This is a genomic window from Campylobacter sp. RM6914 (assembly GCF_004803835.1).
Lineage (GTDB): Bacteria > Campylobacterota > Campylobacteria > Campylobacterales > Campylobacteraceae > Campylobacter_A > Campylobacter_A californiensis.
Map to the genome: position 1 here is coordinate 1,001,145 of NZ_CP012545.1, position 17,330 is coordinate 1,018,474.

Consider the following 17,330-nt stretch of genomic DNA (forward strand, 5'->3'; position numbering starts at 1 on the left):
CAGATTTTAAACGATCTAATCATCTAAAAGCTGATCAAAATTTTCTTCGCTATATATTTTGATACCGCCACTTTTAAGCTCTTTTGCGCATACGCCATCGCCTTTTATCAAGGTTTTTGTAAAATTTCCATCATAAATTTCATCACTCCCACAACTTGGGCTTCTTGCTTTTAATACGGCGATCTTACATTCGTTTAACCTAGCCAAGTCTAAACAAACTCTAGCACCAAAAATAAACCCATCCGTAACATCTAAGCCAGAAAATTTAGTCACAACTCTATCGTTTAAAATTTCAGCCGCCTCACGCGGAGTTTTAAGTCCTCCAAGCTCTTCGGGACAAATTTTTATAAGCTCGTATTTTTGTGCAAGTTTTGCTAATTTTAAATTTAAAGCATCACTACTATTATTTGTGCCGTCGTATTTGCAATTTTGCCCAAGCAGGCAAGCGCTGATTAGGATTTTTTCCACTTTATTTAAGCGCCTCTTTTAAAAATTCCTGCACATAAAGTTCTCTTAAAGCCATTGAAAATTTACCTATCTTTCCGCCGTTTATAGCTCTTCCGTCAGCCTTTATCACAGGAAGTAATATAAGCGTAGCAGCCGATATAAACACCTCGTCCGCCTCATAAACTTCACTCATGCTAAATTTTCTCTGCTCAACTTTTAATCCTGCCTGATCGGCTAATCTCAAAAGACGCTTACGGCGAATTCCTGGCAAAATTTCATTTGAAAGTGGTTTTGTTATTAAAACACCATCTTTTATGATAAATGCACTTGAACTACAACCCTCTGTCACGAAGCCATCTTCAACCATAAATCCCTCATGTGCGCCCTTTTTATGGGCTTCATTTTTCGCATAGCACTGAGCCAAAAGCGATATAGACTTGATGTCGCGTCGTTTCCAACGTATGTCATCTACACTTGCTACTTCTATGCCTGTTGTTGCTAGCGGATTACTTAAAATTTCTGCTTCATAGCAAAAAACAAACACACTTGGAGTTAAATTCTCGATAAAATAAAAATCCCTAGGAGCGGCGCCACGCGTAATCTGCATATATACACCGCCCTCTTTTAGGTTGTTTTTTGTTATTATTTCATATAAAATTTCTTCAAATTTTTCCTTATTATAAGGAAGTTTTAGCTCTATCTCTTTAAGGCTTCGTTCGAACCTAAGCCAGAAATCCTCTCTATCAACAAGACGAGAATTTATAACAGGAACTACCTCGTAAATCCCGTCTCCAAAGACAAAACCTCTGTCAAAAGCACTTACTTTAGCTTCCGATGCTTTGCAAAATTCTCCATTTAAAAAAACTATTTCCATGTTACTTCCCGCCATCTTTGCTCCTTTAAATTTTAGTAAAATTGTAGCAAATTTTACTCTATTTTAGGGTTTTTTGATATAATTGCGTTAAATTTTAATAAAATATTGGAACAAAATGAAAGAAAATTTAAAAAAATACATACTAGATAGCATCTTTGTCGTATCAAAACAACCAGTTCTTTTTAGGGATTTACTTGAAGCAAACTGCCTTTTTAACGAAGGCATGTTAGTAGACGGCGCAAAACTAAATTTCAAATTCAGACACTCTAAAACATATAAAATTTATGCACTCATATGCATATTGTTTCTTTTCCCGTTACTTGTGTTAACCCATCATTTTTTATCAAATATCGATGCGCATATTTCTATTTTAGTTACCGTTGCGGTTACATCCGTTGTTTTTATAGGTTTTGATATGTTTAAGGTTTGGGCGAGAAAAGAAAAAAGCCGCGAACTTATCAAAAAAGCTTGGGCGGTGCATTTTCCATACTTTACTTATGAGAAATACTCAACAAAAGTAGAAGAAATTTATAACGAAGCGATAAAAAATGACATACCTAAAAAAGAGCTTGAGCAATACGTTCTTGAAAAACTTATCTTACAAAAGGAAAGTGCCGAATAGTTACTTCCATTGCGGATCTTGCAGTGGGTTTAGAATTTGATTTTTGTAGCGAAGGTTTTCAAGCCTGGTATTTAAAGCCTTATACTCTTCTAATAAAACATCGCGTTTTCCGCTTATCTCGGCTATATCGCGACTCAAATAATAAATTTGATTTGCTATATAAATTTTAGGTAACAACAATCCAAGTGCAACAAACATCGCAAGATAGACCATTACTAGTGTTTTAAAGCTTAAATTTTGTTCGTGCTTTTGCTCTTCGTCATGAAGCTCAAGTAGTTCTACTTTTTCATCCATTATCTACCCTTTAAACTCAAAAACACGCATTTTAGCACAACTACTACGAGAATTAACAGCTATCTCTTCCTTGCTTGGCGTTATGGCTTTTTTGGTTAAAATTTTACCCAAAGCGTGATTACCGCCACACTCACATCTTATAGCAAAAGATGGACATATGCACTCCTTTGCCCACTCTTTAAATGTATTTTTTACAATCCTATCTTCAAGAGAATGAAAGCTAATTATCGCTACTTTGCAACCATTAAACTTAGCGTTTTTAATGCTTTCAAGAAGCATTTCAAGCTCACCTAGCTCGTTATTTACCTCTATCCTAATTGCTTGACAAACAAGTATAGCAGGGCTTACGCTTCTTCCTTTTATCGGTCTTGTGCCAACTATACCGGCCAACTCTTTTGCGCTTGTTATGGCTTTTGTTTTTCTAGCTTCAATGATTTTTTGGGCTATAAAATTTGCATTTGTAAGCTCTGCGTATTTGTATAAAATTTCAGCTAGTTTTTCTTTATCATAACTATTTATAACATCATATGCACTTAGTCCGTCAGATTGATTCATGCGCATATCAAGAGTGTCGGAATTTATACTAAAGCCCCGATCGTTTTTATCAAGCTGAAGAGAGCTAACCCCTATATCAGCAAGCAGTCCTTTAACATTTTTTTTGTCATTTTGATCAAGAATTTGAATTAATCCAGAAAATTTGCTCTTATAAATTCTAACTCGCTCACCAAATTCAGATAGTTTTTTTTTGGAAAATTCTATCGCCTCATCATCTCTATCGCAAGCTATAAGGTTTAAATTTGAATTTGCTTTTAGTAGTGCCGACGAATGTCCTCCATATCCTAAAGTGCAATCTATAAAATTACCTTTAGTATCCTTAAAAACATCCAAAACTTCTTCTAGTAAAACGCTAACATGTGGGCTTTGCAAAATATTTTCTTCCTTTAAATTTAATTATAAATTTATCTAATCTTTACTTAAAAAGTAATTTTATGTAAAATTTTATGTAGTTTTATTATAATTAAACCAAAAAAGGATAAAAATGGAACTCCAGCACTCCATAAATGAGCTAAAAAAGATTTCACTTTCGATGTTTAGAAAAAATTTCCTAGGCGTTTTTCATGGCTCTATCTCGGCAAGAGTAGAGAGAAATCAATTTCTTATCAATAAACAAAATGCAATATTTGACGACATTAAAGATAGTGATTTGACGCTACTGTTTTCAAAGAAGGACTATCGTTGGAATGAAGCAAGCATGGATGCATATATACACCTAAACATATACAAAAACATAAACGAAGCAAAATTTATATGCTACGCCATGCCTCCTTACACAACAGCCTATGCCATGAAACATGACAAAATCGAGCCAAAAGACTATTTTGGGTATATGAAATTTCATCAAATTCATGTTTATGCGCCAAAGCAATTTGAAGACTGGTATGAACGAGCAGAAACCGAAATTTATCGTTACATGCTTGAAAAAAATACAAACATCGTAGTTATAAAAGGATATGGAATTTACGCTTTTAGTCGCACACCACAGCAGCTAGCAAAGGAAATAGCGATACTAGAAAATAGTTGCAAACTTTTATATTTGTCAAATTATTACGAAAAATTTTCAAGCGAATTATACTAACACTCTTTGAAAAATGTTAGTAATTTTTGGCAATATAAACCGCATTAAAAGCTCGTTTTTAAGGTTACTTAAGACTATTTTTAGTAAAATAGCACATAATTTTCGTTAGTGATTAAAAAGGATTAAAATTCATGATAACTTGGATGCAAAAAAATAAAAAATATTTAGTTGTAACAATATGGATAAGCGTTATCGCTTTTGTCGGAGCAGGCTTTGTAGGATGGGGTGCTTACGACCTAAACAACAACAGAGCGACATCAGTGGCAACCGTTGGTCATAGAAACATTAGCGTTCAAGAACTTCAACAAAAGTATAATCAAATTTATGACTATTACAGCAACATATTTGACGGTCAATTTACTCAAGAAAAAGCCGAAGAGATAGGTCTTGAAAATATAGCTATGCAAGCTGTCATACAAGATAACTTGCTACTAAATTTTGCCGATGATATTGGTCTTAGCGTTAGTGATGAAGATGTTTTAAAATACATCGTTGCTGATCCATCTTTTCAAACAGACGGAGCATTTAATAAAAATTTATACTACGATGTATTAAGGCGTGCAAGGATTAATCCAAACGACTATGAAAAGAATTTAAAACGCCAAATACTTATGGATAAGATAAATTTCATACTAAAAACAACAGCAACACAAAAAGATATCGAACTTATGAATGCAGCGTTTTTTATGCAAGACAGAGTTGCCGTTGAGATAATCAAATCTGACAAAAATGAAATCACAGTCAATGAAAATGAGCTAAAACAACTGTGGGAAAATAACAAAAACAACTATATGACCGACACTCTTTACGGCTTACAAACTCTATATATCGAGTCAAATAACATTGATGTAAATGCAACAGAACTAACAGCTTACTATAACGATAACAAAGATAAATACAAAGATAGTGATGACAAAATCATCGCTTTTGAAAATGCAAAAGAGCAAGTTTTGAAAGACTACAGCCTAGAAAAAAACAAAACACAAGCGCTAGAAAAATACATTGCCGTAAAAAAAGGTGAAATTTCAACAGACAGCGAGATATATGTAACTGAAAATAACGCAACTTTTGATATGCAAGAAATCAAAGAGGCAAATCTTGGCGAGACAATCAAGCCTTTTATCTATCAAAACGGCTACCTTATAACAAAGATCAAAAGCATCACGCCTCCTCAGCCTATGAGTTTTGAAGCAGCTAGAGAGCAAGTGCTAGAAATTTATAAATTTGACAAATCAAAAGAGATACTTGAGAGTAAAACAAAAGCAGCATTAGCAAATTTCAAAGGCAAAGATATTGGCTTTATTAGCAGAGATTTAAACCAAACTATAGATGGTTTAGAGATACATGAAGCACAAGCTTTTGTTAGTCAACTGTTAGAGTCGCCAAACAAAAAAGGCTACATTGTATTAGATGATAAAGCTGTTATTTACGAGATTTTGGAACAAAAGTTGCTTACTAATGATATAAATAACAACTACAAACAGCTTGTTGAACAAAATATTGCGAATCTTAAAAATAGTGAGCTTATGCAAGATTTGACAAACGAACTGCAAAAGCGTTATGTAGTTAAAGAATACATCAAAAGGTAATTGTTTTGAGTACTAGAATTTTAGGTATAGATGTCGGCTCGTTTCAGATATGTGCTGTTATAGCTCAGCATGATGAAAACGGAATTCGGGTTATAGGCATAGGCACAGAAAAGACACAAGGTATCAAAAAAGGTGTCATTACAAATATAGAACTTGCATCAAAATCAATAAAAAATGCACTTCAAGAAGCACAAAGAGTAGCCGGCACACAGTATGAAAAAGTTATAGTTTCACTATCTGGTGCATACACTAAAAGCGTAGATAGTAGCGGTGTGGTAAATGTACCAAATCATGAAATAGGCATACGAGAGATAGAAAGAGCCATGCAAATGGCTGACCATACGGCAAATATACCTAGTGAATACGAAAAACTCCATGTCTTGCCTTATAATTTTAAAGTAGACGGACAAGAGCATATTGAAGACCCAATAGGTATGAACGGAACTAGACTTGAAGTTCAAACACATATCGTAACCGTGCAAAAATCAGCACTAAGCAACCTAAGAAAAGCAATCAGCTCTGCAGGAATTCAAATAGATAATATCGTCTTATCAGGATACGCTTCAGCCATTGCAACACTTACCGAAGATGAAAAAGAGCTCGGGGTGGTGCTTATCGACATGGGTGGTGCCACTTGCAACATGGTTATTCACTCTGGAAATTCTATTAGATATAATGAATTTTTAGGTGTGGGCTCAGCAAATATAACAAACGACCTATCTATGGCGCTACATACTCCTTTACCAAAAGCCGAGGAGATAAAGATAAATTACGGCGCATTGATAAATAAATCCGTAGACCTTATCGAGCTTCCTATTCTTGGAGATGAAAGTAAAACTCACGAGGTTTCACTTGATATCATATCAAACGTAATTTATGCAAGAGCCGAAGAGACACTTATGATACTTGCTAAAATTTTAGAAGATAGTGGCTATAAAGATCTTATAGGCGCTGGAGTAGTTATCACCGGCGGTATGACAAAACTTGAAGGATTAAGAGATCTTGCGTCTGCTATATTTGACAAAATGCCTGTTCGCATAGCAAAACCAAAAGAGACTGAAGGACTCTATGAGATACTTAGAGAGCCTGCCAACTCTTGCGCTATAGGTCTTTGTATGTATGGAGCTGGCGAATTTACATCATACGAGATAGACTCTGAAAAGCGCATGAGATACCACGGGGAAATTATCTCAAAACCAAAAAATAGCTTTAATAAAATTTTTGAAGAAGAAAACGTAAAAGAAGATATAAATTTAAGAAATAAAACTTTTAATCCGTTTGAAGTTGAAGGTGTAGAAATAATCGGCAATGAACAAAAGGCTTTGGAGCAAAGAGTTGTTAAAAACGAACTTGCTAATATTGCTGATATAAGCAAACAAGATAAACAGCCAAATATCTTTACCAAATTTTGGCAACGACTTACACAATTATTTTAAGGAGAATTTCTAAAATGAGCAGCTTTACAGTAGAAGAAAATAAAAGCATATATGGCGCTAAGATAAAAGTTATAGGCGTAGGCGGCGGCGGCGGAAATATGATAAATCATATGATAAGAGAAAATAGCGCTTTAAATATTGATTTGATAGTGGCAAATACAGACGCTCAAGCACTTGAAAATTCTCCTGCACACACTACAATCCAGCTTGGCGAGAAAAAAACAAAAGGGCTAGGAGCCGGCATGAGACCTGAGGTTGGCAAAGAAGCCGCTCAAGAGAGCTACGACGAGATAAAAAGCGCACTTGAAACTTCAGATATTGTCTTTATTGCTTCTGGTCTTGGTGGCGGTACAGGAACCGGAGCCGCTCCTATTGTAGCACAGGCCGCAAAAGAAGTGGGTGCTCTAACGGTAGCAGTGGTCACTATACCTTTTATGTTTGAGGGCAAAAAGCGTCGCAAACTAGCCGAAATAGGACTAAGTGAACTTCGTAAAGAAAGCGACTCGATAGTTGTTATACCTAATGATAAACTTCTAACTTTGATAGATAAAAAAGCTGGTATAAAAGAAAGCTTTGAAATAGTTGATAACGTGTTAGCACGTGCCGTTAGTGGCATGAGTACCATAGTCCTAGACTCAGGCAAAAGCGATATCAACCTTGACTTTGCCGATGTTAGAACTGTTATGAGCCATAGAGGTATGGCGCTAATGGGCGTAGGCGAGGCAGAGGGCGAAGATGCTGCTCAAGAGGCTATGAAAAACGCTATCCAATCACCTCTTCTTGACAATATGAGTATAACCGGCGCCATGGGTGTTCTAGTGCACTTTAGGATCAATCCTACTTGCCCTCTAAGCGACATTCATGAAGCTATGGCTATCATACAAGATGCGGCTGATGAAGATGCCGATATCGTATTTGGTACTACAACTGACGAAGATGCGGCAAACAATAAAGTCCAAGTTACAATAGTTGCAACAGGCTTTCAGTCAGCCAAAGAAGAGATAGAAGAAAAAAAGGAAGTCGAAAGCCTAAATGAAGCCATAAAAAAGGAGAGGATCCTAAGACTTCAAAAAGTAAGCGGCGGATACAATAGTGAAGACTACATGGCGCAACTTGACGTTCCATCATATATGCGTCATCAAATGGACTAAAAAACACATAAAATTCTTCTTAATAAATTTAAAAGGGGTTTATCTCCTTTTAAATTTCATATAGCCCACTCAAGCAAGCGCCATTTTTTAAAATCGCATTTTATATCGCTTCATTCTACTTTATATTGTTTTTATGTTTAGATCATCGTTTGTAGTTATAGCCAAAACTTATAGCAAGTAACTAGAGTTAGTTTTATTTAAATTTATATTTATTAAGATATTCGACGACCACGCAAAGCAGTTTATTAATATACAAAATCAGTGAAATTTATAAAAATAAATACTAACTAGACACAAGGTTTGCATTGAAAAGTTGGGAGTTAATTTTATTTTCAACTGCCAACTTGTTTACCCATAAAAGTAAACACTCGTGAATAACTTAAGCTCCTAAAGCCTTTTTGACCTCGTCTCTAGCCATCTGTATTGTCCACGCAGGCTCCCATACAAGATCTATATTGCACTCTTTTATACCATCTACTCTAAGAACTGCGTCATTTACCCAGCCAAGTATAAGCTCATGAAGAGGACAAGAGCGAGTTGAAAGCGTCATTATAACTTTTGCTTTATCCTCATCCACTACAACATCGTATATCAACCCCAAAGAAACTATGTCAAACCCGACCTCAGGATCAACTATCGTCGAAAGCTCTTTATAAATTTTATCTTTCATGTTTTACTCCAAATTTTATAAATTTAAAAATATGCACTACATTAAACGCAACCAAAGTAGTACTAATTAGCAAACAAACAAGTGCGATATATTTGATATCAAACACATATGCCACCAAAGCTGCTACATTAAAAAATATCGCAATATATGCAGGTTTTTTAACCACCATATCGTCCAATAAAGGGACTTTTGTTTTGCCGACAAACGGTGCTATATAATGATACCAGATCAAAAATGGAGCGATCTTATATAAATGCGCAACTATAAAAGCATACAAAAATCCAAAAAATAGAAAAAATACCGCAATATCAATCCGCGTAGAATTTATGAAAGCGCAAAAGAACACAAATGCTACAAGCGATATAAAAACATTAATATTCCAATAATCAAATGCCTTTCTTACACGCTTTTTAAGTATCAAAAGAGCCTCTAGTATAAAACAAAGTGCCGCAACAACAAACGACAAAAGCGCAAATTTCATATCAAAACAAAGCAACACTCCACTCATTACGTAAAATATCAACGAAGTCTTACTTAGTATAAATTTTAAATCATGCACAAGCGCAAACATCGGTAAAAGCACGCTTGCTACGCCTACTATTATAAAAAATATAAATCCAAGCACAAAATAAACATGATATCTAAGTAGCAGTTCGAAATCAAAATTCAAAAACCCAAACATACTTAAAAACAAACATGTACCAAAACAGATGCCCATAAGCAAAAATACCGACGAACATAAAAGTGCCGTTGCGGCAAAATTTCGCTTTTGGTTTTTTATAAAACTTAAAAAATAAGTCACGCAAAAAAACATAAGCGAGGCAAATAGCAAAAAAGCGCCAACATATGTGATCGAATTTTCATCAAACACTAGCCCAAAACCAAAACAAAGCGTGGCTATGACATAAATAGTTAAATTTAAAATAGCTCCATTTATGGTAAAAAACGGTTTTTCAAGTATCACGGAAGTTAATTGATAAAGTGAACCGATAATTATGCTCATAACAAAACCTACCAAATAAATATGCACAAATCCAGCCGTAGTAAAAGCTGTTGGCGTATCAAAATTTGCCATCAAAAAAGCAAAGATACTAACGATCAAAAATAAAATTCCAACGATAAAGTAACCGCCAACTAGCTTAAAAGGTGGTGCAAATGTATTTAAAAGCATCTCTTATCCATGGCATGTTTGGTTAAAATCAAAGCCCTCAAGCGAAGCTCCATCTTTTAAACTAAAAGTAAGCTTTACTTGCTCTCCTTCTAAATTTTCACTAATCACATAAAAATTTTTCTCAATCTTTGGTATAAGACCTGCTGGAAATTTGTGATTTATCATTACGATTTTAGTGTTTTTATCTGCAAATTTTAAAGCCAACATTGCGTTTAACATGGGCTCTGGCGGCACGCAAGCACGTGTATCAAAACCTATATATTTTTCATCATCTTTTTGGGTTTTAAAAAAATCCACCGTAGCACCTTTAGGTGAAAATTTTTGCCAATCCTTAAAATAATCCATCTTAACTCCTTATTAAATTTACGACAATTATACTCTGATTTATTTTGTTAAGCATTGATTAAACTCAATGACTTTTATGTTTTATTTTAAGTTAATTTAGTTACAATTATTTTTAAATATTAAATTACAAGGGGTTAAAATGATAAATTTAAGTATAGCTAAAAAGCTAACATTAAGCGTTCTTGCCATTCTTGTGGTCAGTTTTGTTGTTCTTCAAGCGATAATCATACAAGAATTTAAACAAACCACCCAGGAACAGGCTCTAAAAAGCCTTAAGATGATTAGCGAATCGGTATTTTTCTCATTACGCTCAGCAATGAACACAGGCGACAGAGACGCTATGAGAGAGGCTCTTGAAACAAACTCAAAAATAGAAAATATAAGAAATATAAGAGTTTTTAGAGCACAAGAAGTTAGTGAAATGTTTGGTCTTGAAAAAGTAGTTAGCACCGAAAAGGAGATAAACGAGCAGTTTACATCACCAAACGATAAAAATATAAACGTTCAAACAAAAGATGAGCACTACCTAAGACTTATAAGACCTCTAAAAGCAACTAACGACTGCCTTGCCTGTCATGCTACCTCAAAAGAAAATGATGTCCTTGGTGTTCTTGATATGTCTTACTCGATGGAGGAATTTAACGGATATATCCAAAATAAAACATGGGTCTTTTTAAGTATTTTTACCGTTATTTTGATCGCTACCCTACTTTTTATGCTATTTATCATAAAAAAAGTTGTTATAAACCCGTTAAAGCTGCTTTCCTATAGAACAAAAGATCTAACAAGCGGAGAGGGTGATCTAAAAAGCAGGATACCCATCTCAAGTAACGACGAGATAGGTGAAGTTAGTAACAACATAAATACCTTTATCAAACAAATAGCCGATATAGTAAAACGCATACAAGATGGTGCAGATGAGATAAAATCGCAAATCTTAACACTAAGAAACAGCTCGCTAGACCTTGATAAAAGCTCTCAAGACGGAAGAGAGCAAGCTATGCGTTCACATAACTTTACAAAAGACATAGATGATGATTTCGTGCAAACAAAGCAGATGACCGAAAACGCAGTTTGGCTAAGCAACGACTCTAATAAAAAGCTAGATACTGTTATAGATTTGCTAGAGCATGTAGTAGACGACATTAATGCCGCTAGTAAAAACGAGCAAATCCTGGCCGATAAAACAACGCAAGTAGCTACAGAAAGTAAAAATATAGATCAAATTTTAGGTATCATAAATGAAATTTCAGACAGGACAAACCTTCTTGCGCTAAACGCAGCTATCGAAGCCGCAAGAGCCGGAGAGTATGGCAGAGGATTTGCTGTAGTTGCTGAAGAAGTGCGAACTCTTGCAGAGCAGACAAACCAGCAAATAGATGACATCTCAAAAAATTCAAGAAGTATTATCTCAAGAGTAAATGAGCTAAACGACTCCTTAAAAGAGAATTCAAGAAGTATTAAAAAATTAAGCAACAATGCAAGCGAACTAAGAGCAATCGCAGCACAAGCTCAAAATGCAAATACTAACTCGATCGAGATGGCAAAAAGCATAGAAGAAAGAACGGATCACAGTAAAGAAAACATAACCGAACTTTTAGCTCAAAGTAAAAAATCAGTCCAATTAGCCGAACTTAACGAGCACACAGCACAACGCCTTTTAGAGGTCGCAAACTCACTTGACGCCATATCCCAAAGCTTTAAAATGGACTTAAATAAATTTAAAGTCTAGCTCTTTTAAATTTGCCCTACTTTAATATAAGCTAGGGCAAATTTAGTTTATTACGGGGTTAAATTTTATTTTCTTTAAGCAGGATGTAGATGAGTGGGTTCATCGTAGTTTCGCCACGTGCGGCGCACAACACAACATCTTCAAAAAAATAATCACTCGTGCCATAGCTTCTAAATTCATACGCACCAAATCCAAACATCATCGGCGTCATCTCAACCCTAGAATACCAAGCCCTTCTTGCATCGATATACTTCTCGCTATCTTGCGAATAAACCCAAAGCATAATGTCATCTTTATTTTTCTGACGTATAAGCCAGATAAATGAATTGCCGATATCGTTAAAAAAGTAAGTATCGCCGTTTGGCATTACAGCTTGAGCCGTATTATAAAGATCGGCGATAAGCGTCTTGCTTTCTGTGCAAAGGTATTTTCCAAGCTCGATCTCAAGTGGTTTTTTCTCAAGATTTCCATGCCTGACTACAACACTACCCTCTTTTACATCAATACTAACATAAAGCAAGGTAAAAACACAAAAAAGAAGAGTGAGTGCAAAAATTTTCTTTATCATAGCAACACTCCGATCGTAAAGTAGTATTTTGCAACATAAAACGAGCATATAGCCACATTTATAAGTAGCCAAAACGACGAAAGGCGAAGTAAATGAGTGTAGTCATATCCCGTGATAAGCTCGACCAAAAAAGGAGTAATACCGTAAAAAATTCCCAAAAACAGCGAACCCCAGATAGGATAACCAATGTAATAATACTCGCCCATTAACATACAATACGGGCATTTGTGATTAGGCTGTTCATAGACATAAAGCCCAAAAAAGTAAGTTATAGCATAATAAGCGATAAATAAAAACAATAAATTTAAGGCAAAACTAGCCATTGACTGCTTTAAAAAATTTAAAACCGCGATAGAGGCAAATATAACATAAAAAAACATCGCTAACATCGCTTGAGTGTAGCCAAAAGGTAGCTTAGGAGCTTGAAAAACAACAGAACAACAAAAAACAGGAACACTTAAAGGTATGTTTGTAAAAAACAAAATTTCAAGCACAAATTCACCCAAAATAGCACAAAACAGTATGCTAAAGATGATGTATTTTCGCTTTAAAAACGGAAAATTTATCGCTTTTAAGTCAAGATAGTTTACAACAAGCCAAAGTCCAAGTCCAAATATAAGCAAGAGTTTTAGTAAAAACAGTATATTGCCGTATTCGTTTGAGCCGATAACTCCTGCCGAGCACATAGCGCCAGGCACTACGGAAGAGAGTTTATTTAACGAAAGAGCAAAGAAAACAAACAAGATAATCTTGCAAAATATAGTAAAAAACAAGATCGTATTTACAAGATAATTATGCTTTTCAAGAGTGTATTGTAAATTTGTAGTTGCATTAAAGTCCCAGTAGCGTAAAATGCGCACGATATAAAACTGTGAGATAGCCATCAGAACGATAACTATAAGCTCGGCAAACAAAAACGCAATTACATCATTTGATAAAAATACACTCATAAAATTTCACCGTTTTTAACATCAACGATCTCATCTACAAAGTCCAAATCATCAAATAAAATATCATGAGTTGCTACTATAACCGTCTTTTTTAACTCTTTAAATTTCTTAAGCATCTGGATAAAAACAAGAGAATTTTGTTTATCCAAATTTGCGGTCGGCTCATCGGCTAGTATAATGCTTGGCTCCATAACAAGTGCTCTTGCTATAGCGCATCTTTGCTTTTCGCCTCCGCTTAGGCTTGATATATTTTGATCTTTTTTGTGAGCTATATTTGCTATTTGCATAGCTTTTTGCACCATCTCTTCAGTTTGTGACTTGCTAAGACTTAATATACTTAGCGGGGCTTTTACGTTATCCTTAACACTTAGTCCCTCAAGTAAATTAAAACTTTGAAAGACAAATCCTATCTGTGTATGACGGATATTTGAAGCCATGATATCAGGAAGCTTTGAAACATTTTGTCTGTTTATTAAAATTTCGCCGCTACTTGGCTTTGATAGCCCCCCAATAAGTGAAAGCAACGTGCTTTTACCACTTCCGCTCACTCCTTTTAATATCACCAGATCACCGCTCTTTATGCTTAAATTTATATTTTTTAAAGCATAAAATTCATTTGTTTCACCCTCGTGGTAAATTTTATTTAGATTAGATACTTCTACTGCGTTCATTTTACTGCCTCACTCATATCTGCTATAGCTATACGCCACGATGGTATGATAACAAATGCTAAAAACGGTATCACACTAAACAAAAATATAAGAAACAGCATATTAAAGTCAACAATAGGCGTAAACGTAACTGAATTTTCAATCTCAAGTCCCAAAAAAACATTACGCAATAATGGAGCGTTAAAGATAAAAATATAAATATAAGCAAGTGCCACACCTAGCAAAAAGGCACTCGTTGCCACTGTAAAATTTTGTATAAATTTTAATGCAATTATGTCTTTGATCGCATATCCGATACTTCGCAAGATGGCGATCTCTCGCTTTTTTGAGCCGTATGCTAATGAAATTTGGTTTTTAAGTAGTATGAAAAACGAGATCATAGCCGCCGAATAAATCACCATAAAAATTCCACCCTTATAATAATAAAGATGTCTTATATCAGAAATTCTATCCTCCATGCTAAGTGCTTGTGTGTTTGGGTATAAATTTGAGATACTAAGTGCGACTTGACTTATCTCGTTCTCGTTTGGAACATCGACATAAATTTTTGTGTATTCGCCCTCTTCCAGGCTCAACACCGCTCGTGCGGTTGTGGGATTTAGATAGATGACATCGTTTGTGATGATATTACTACTATGCGAAGCGATTTTGTTTATCTTGATGGGAATTAAAGCGTGTTCTGTTAAAAAGTTAAACACATCTTCATAGTAAAGCTCTGCCATCTCCCTTTTTACACCCTCGCCTATTATCATCTCGTTTTCATCAAGCTCATCTAAGCCAATTATATGAAACCAAATTCTTTTTTGTCCAAAGTAGTAATACCCATCCACAACGCCCCACGCATCACTTACGCCGTTTATGCGTTTTATGTCATAGATGTAACCGTCATGCATGGTGTCCTTTTTACCGGCTCTTACTGCCTCCACGACAACACTTGGAGAGTTTTGTATACTAAGACTTAGGTCGTTTTGAATAGAACTTGATATAAACAAAACCGAACTTAAAATAAAAACTATAAAGGTAAAGATAATAAAACTAAAAGCATGATCGGCTCTATCTTTATAAAGTAGTTTTATGGCGTAGTCGATAAAATTTTTACTTACCATAGACAAATTCCTTGTATTTTGGACTTTTAAAAACTATCGAAGCTCTTACGTCTTTGACTTTTTTAGAGATATTTTCCAGCTCATCACTTCTAGTTTTATCATCAAAATTTATATAATGCAATCCGATAAAAGCATAAACAACACTAAAAACTACAGTTAAAATACCTAAAAATTTCATAACCCTTTTAACATTTCTTCCGTTATATCTTCAAATTTTAAGATCTGCTTGCCTGCATGATCTTTTGCAAAATTTATGGCCTCGTTTTGACTTGCAAATGGGATTAACTCATCACCCATAGGGCCAAAGACATTTGAGCCGACTACAAAATACGCGTTTTTGGCATCTATCTTATGAAGCTTGTAATAATCACTCACAAATAATTTATTGAAATTTTTATTGTTTTTAAAGTAATACTTCATCATGTCTTTAACACCGTCAAAATAAAACTTTTCGCTATCTGCTTCTATCATCGCAGCCCATTGTGGGTTTTTAGCTACAAACATCCCGCATATCGGACATCTTGCATCTTTTGGAACGACGATCTTTTCAGCTTTTTTAACCACATTTACATTTTTTGGTTCATCCCAGATATAAAGTGCTGCCGCTTGCAAGTCGCCATCGGCTGAAATTTGACAGAACTTTTTGAGGTCGTCTTTTAAAAGCGCGATACTTTCATAAATGTTTTTATCGACTTTTGTGCATTTGGTTTCATAAATTTCTTTACCTTTTGCATAAACTCCGCCCTCGCGTTTTGCTTTTATCATCTTCATGTCACTTACAAAGTCTTTTCCTGCTACCTCATAAGCCTTTTCAAAACTCATTATCTCGCCACCGTTTCTAGCTTGAAACTCTTTAGCATCATCTTCGGTTAAAAATGAGTATTTACTGTTTTGCGTCATCGTTCCTTTCATTCGACTACCGACAACATAGTAAGCCTTGCTGGCATCGATAAAATTTAAATTCTTTGTATCAACAACCATGACATCTTTTGGCATAGTTCCCTTTGTGGCCTCATGAAGACAGTGCATTGAGCAGTATTGTTTACCGTTGTGAGTATGATTTGTTTTATAAAATTTAGCCAAATCCATCCCGCAATTAGGACAATACTCTTTTGCATTTCCCTGCATGATAAGAGTTGATTTATCAGGCTCTACACTTTGAAACATTGCCGCTTGCAACGCTCCAACGATACAAGCAAGTATCATAAATTTTTTCATACCAACTCCTTTATTTCATAAGTTGTTCTAAAATTTTTGCATTCTCACAAGCTTCTACAAGCCCGCCGTCACAACTTTTCTTAAAAAAGTTTTTAGCCTTTTCGTTATCGGCTTTTACACCTTTGCCCTCAGCATACATTATGGCAATATCATTACAACCTTTTGCATAGCCTAGATTACAAGACTTTTCAAAGCTCTTTGCTGCTTGCTCGTAGTTTTGACTTGTGCCTTGAGCTAGCGCATACAAGTAGCCAAGGTTATCACATGCCATACCGATACCTCCGTTGCATGCCTTTTCGTAAAAGCTTTTTGCCTTTTTGTAGTCTTTTTCTACGCCGTTTCCTTGGTTATAAAGATAGCCAAGGTTATTACATCCCATCATATCTTCGTAATTACAAGCTTTAGTGTATAGTTCGATCGCCTTTTTAAAATCACGCTCCACTCCTGCACCATTTGCATAAAGCAGCCCAAGCGAGGTGCATCCTTCGTTATCTTTACAAGCTTTGTCATAAAACTGCGCTGCTTTTGTAAAGTTTTGATCAACACCTTGACCGCTTTCATGCATATATGCAAGGTTGTTGCAAGCTAAAGCAAAATTCATCTTACAAGCTCTATCGTATAAATTTACAGCTTTGACAAAGTCCTTTGCTACGCCACCTGTTCCCTCATAATACACAACCGCAAGGTTATAACACCCAGATGCCTTTTTATCCTCTTCGCAAGCTTTTTCATAAATTTCTACTAATTTTTTATGATCTCCGCTTTGCTGCGCCTCAATGCCCTTTTTTATAAAACCGGCATTTGCCAATACCGCCAAGATCAATACCAAAACAAGCTTCTTCACCTTCTC

At 35.2% G+C, this 17,330-nt stretch carries 20 protein-coding genes; 6 read left to right on the forward strand and 14 right to left on the reverse strand.

Annotated elements, in window-relative coordinates:
* Positions 1-15: 15 nt before the first annotated feature.
* Both CCAL_RS05225 and CCAL_RS05230 read right to left on the reverse strand, forming a co-directional pair.
* Entirely contained in the window at positions 16-468 is a 453-nt protein-coding gene (locus CCAL_RS05225; protein ID WP_170015483.1) for a DUF523 domain-containing protein, read from the reverse strand.
* A gap of 1 nt (position 469) precedes the next feature.
* Complete coding sequence (locus CCAL_RS05230; protein ID WP_169935650.1) at positions 470-1,336, reverse strand: D-amino acid aminotransferase; 867 nt, start codon at positions 1,334-1,336, stop codon at positions 470-472.
* A gap of 100 nt (positions 1,337-1,436) precedes the next feature.
* Here CCAL_RS05230 and CCAL_RS05235 point away from each other — a divergent pair, with 100 nt between their 5' ends.
* On the forward strand, positions 1,437-1,943 hold the full coding sequence (locus CCAL_RS05235) for a hypothetical protein (RefSeq protein WP_169971638.1): 507 nt from the start codon (positions 1,437-1,439) through the stop codon (positions 1,941-1,943).
* On the opposite strand, the gene CCAL_RS05240 is transcribed toward CCAL_RS05235, so the two are convergent.
* A complete protein-coding gene (locus CCAL_RS05240) occupies positions 1,944-2,237 on the reverse strand; it encodes a hypothetical protein (RefSeq protein ID WP_169935646.1) in 294 nt (97 codons plus the stop codon).
* A gap of 3 nt (positions 2,238-2,240) precedes the next feature.
* Positions 2,241-3,164, reverse strand: coding sequence for a 16S rRNA (cytosine(1402)-N(4))-methyltransferase RsmH (rsmH, locus tag CCAL_RS05245; protein ID WP_169935644.1), 924 nt, complete (start codon positions 3,162-3,164; stop codon positions 2,241-2,243).
* A 112-nt stretch (positions 3,165-3,276) separates the two neighbouring features.
* On the opposite strand from rsmH, the gene CCAL_RS05250 reads away from it, so the two are divergent.
* From CCAL_RS05250 to ftsZ, 4 genes are all read left to right on the forward strand, one after another.
* Positions 3,277-3,873: a class II aldolase and adducin N-terminal domain-containing protein gene (locus CCAL_RS05250; RefSeq protein ID WP_170015485.1), complete on the forward strand. Its 597-nt coding sequence runs from the start codon at positions 3,277-3,279 to the stop codon at positions 3,871-3,873.
* 131 nt (positions 3,874-4,004) lie between these two features.
* The gene (locus CCAL_RS05255; RefSeq protein ID WP_170015487.1) at positions 4,005-5,462 is read left to right on the forward strand and encodes a peptidylprolyl isomerase; all 1,458 of its coding nucleotides are present in this window, start codon (positions 4,005-4,007) and stop codon (positions 5,460-5,462) included.
* A gap of 5 nt (positions 5,463-5,467) precedes the next feature.
* On the forward strand, positions 5,468-6,898 hold the full coding sequence (ftsA, locus tag CCAL_RS05260; RefSeq protein ID WP_170015489.1) for a cell division protein FtsA: 1,431 nt from the start codon (positions 5,468-5,470) through the stop codon (positions 6,896-6,898).
* A 14-nt stretch (positions 6,899-6,912) separates the two neighbouring features.
* On the forward strand, positions 6,913-8,049 hold the full coding sequence (gene ftsZ, locus CCAL_RS05265) for a cell division protein FtsZ (protein WP_170015490.1): 1,137 nt from the start codon (positions 6,913-6,915) through the stop codon (positions 8,047-8,049).
* Between the two features lie 379 nt (positions 8,050-8,428).
* Here ftsZ and CCAL_RS05270 read toward each other — a convergent pair whose 3' ends face one another.
* From CCAL_RS05270 to CCAL_RS05280, 3 genes are read right to left on the reverse strand one after another with little or no spacing between them, the layout of a single operon-like run.
* Positions 8,429-8,719 (reverse strand): metal-sulfur cluster assembly factor, encoded by a 291-nt coding sequence (locus CCAL_RS05270; RefSeq protein WP_170015492.1) that lies wholly within the window; start codon positions 8,717-8,719, stop codon positions 8,429-8,431.
* The gene (locus tag CCAL_RS05275) at positions 8,709-9,890 is read right to left on the reverse strand and encodes a peptidase M50 (protein ID WP_170015494.1); all 1,182 of its coding nucleotides are present in this window, start codon (positions 9,888-9,890) and stop codon (positions 8,709-8,711) included. The genes CCAL_RS05270 and CCAL_RS05275 overlap by 11 nt, the downstream gene beginning before the upstream one ends.
* 3 nt (positions 9,891-9,893) lie before the next feature.
* The gene (locus tag CCAL_RS05280) at positions 9,894-10,235 is read right to left on the reverse strand and encodes a hypothetical protein (protein ID WP_169935630.1); all 342 of its coding nucleotides are present in this window, start codon (positions 10,233-10,235) and stop codon (positions 9,894-9,896) included.
* A 715-nt stretch (positions 10,236-10,950) separates the two neighbouring features.
* Here CCAL_RS05280 and CCAL_RS09560 point away from each other — a divergent pair.
* Positions 10,951-11,967 (forward strand): methyl-accepting chemotaxis protein, encoded by a 1,017-nt coding sequence (locus tag CCAL_RS09560; protein WP_394346916.1) that lies wholly within the window; start codon positions 10,951-10,953, stop codon positions 11,965-11,967.
* A 58-nt stretch (positions 11,968-12,025) separates the two neighbouring features.
* On the opposite strand, the gene CCAL_RS05290 is transcribed toward CCAL_RS09560, so the two are convergent.
* The 7 genes from CCAL_RS05290 to CCAL_RS05320 are packed head-to-tail and all read right to left on the reverse strand — an operon-like array spanning position 12,026 to position 17,324.
* The gene (locus tag CCAL_RS05290) at positions 12,026-12,535 is read right to left on the reverse strand and encodes a hypothetical protein (protein ID WP_170015498.1); all 510 of its coding nucleotides are present in this window, start codon (positions 12,533-12,535) and stop codon (positions 12,026-12,028) included.
* The gene (locus CCAL_RS05295) at positions 12,532-13,485 is read right to left on the reverse strand and encodes a hypothetical protein (RefSeq protein ID WP_170015500.1); all 954 of its coding nucleotides are present in this window, start codon (positions 13,483-13,485) and stop codon (positions 12,532-12,534) included. Before CCAL_RS05295 ends, CCAL_RS05290 begins: the two co-directional genes overlap by 4 nt.
* Complete coding sequence (locus CCAL_RS05300; protein WP_169935622.1) at positions 13,482-14,156, reverse strand: ABC transporter ATP-binding protein; 675 nt, start codon at positions 14,154-14,156, stop codon at positions 13,482-13,484. Before CCAL_RS05300 ends, CCAL_RS05295 begins: the two co-directional genes overlap by 4 nt.
* Positions 14,153-15,262: an ABC transporter permease gene (locus CCAL_RS05305; protein ID WP_170015502.1), complete on the reverse strand. Its 1,110-nt coding sequence runs from the start codon at positions 15,260-15,262 to the stop codon at positions 14,153-14,155. Before CCAL_RS05305 ends, CCAL_RS05300 begins: the two co-directional genes overlap by 4 nt.
* Positions 15,252-15,440, reverse strand: coding sequence for a hypothetical protein (locus CCAL_RS05310; RefSeq protein ID WP_169935618.1), 189 nt, complete (start codon positions 15,438-15,440; stop codon positions 15,252-15,254). The genes CCAL_RS05305 and CCAL_RS05310 overlap by 11 nt, the downstream gene beginning before the upstream one ends.
* On the reverse strand, positions 15,437-16,480 hold the full coding sequence (locus tag CCAL_RS05315) for a nitrous oxide reductase accessory protein NosL (RefSeq protein ID WP_228026724.1): 1,044 nt from the start codon (positions 16,478-16,480) through the stop codon (positions 15,437-15,439). Before CCAL_RS05315 ends, CCAL_RS05310 begins: the two co-directional genes overlap by 4 nt.
* A gap of 10 nt (positions 16,481-16,490) precedes the next feature.
* Positions 16,491-17,324 carry a tetratricopeptide repeat protein gene (locus CCAL_RS05320; protein ID WP_169971630.1) on the reverse strand — a complete coding sequence of 278 codons (834 nt, stop codon included), beginning with the start codon at positions 17,322-17,324 and terminating at the stop codon, positions 16,491-16,493.
* Positions 17,325-17,330 lie beyond the last annotated feature (6 nt).